Source organism: Halomonas sp. ND22Bw, assembly GCF_003011945.1.
GTDB lineage: Bacteria > Pseudomonadota > Gammaproteobacteria > Pseudomonadales > Halomonadaceae > Halomonas > Halomonas halophila.
This window is the reverse complement of the sequence record NZ_PXWD01000127.1, coordinates 1-480: the sequence shown is the minus strand read 5'-3', so window position 1 is coordinate 480 and position 480 is coordinate 1. Positions and strand designations below refer to the sequence as shown.

At 57.9% G+C, this 480-nt stretch carries 1 protein-coding gene; it reads left to right on the top strand.

Annotation, left to right across the window (positions count from 1 at the left end; genetic code table 11):
- Positions 1-480: replication initiator protein A (locus tag CVH10_RS17300; protein ID WP_181244450.1), on the top strand; the 480-nt coding region annotated here is incomplete at both ends.

Below are 480 nucleotides of genomic sequence, written 5' to 3'. Positions count from 1 at the left end.
GGCGTGGGGGTCTCCCAAGACTTCTACTTTACCGCTCACGATCTTTTCCGCGTCACGGGCGTCAACGGCTCGGCCCGGTCCTATACGCGCCTATCCGATGCACTGGAGAGGCTTCAAGGTACGCAGATCAAGACCAACATCGAGGCCGGGGGTGAGGGCCAGGCCGGATTTTTCTCTTGGCTCTCCGAAGCGCAGCTTCATTACACCAAGACGAAAACCGGCGATAAACGGCTGAAAGCCGTGAAGGTCCGGCTATGTGATTGGCTCTATCGCGCTATTCTGCGCGATCGGCGTGTGCTGGACTATGCGCCCACCTATTTCCAGCTCGGCCCGATCGAGCGTCGCCTGTATGAGGTTGCGCGGTCGGCATGTGTGCATGGGGCGGTTGACGTCGACCTTGATGAGCTGCGGTTGCAGCTCGGCTATCAAAGCTCGCTCAAGCATTTTCGCTATGAGCTGAAACGAATAGCCGATGAAGAT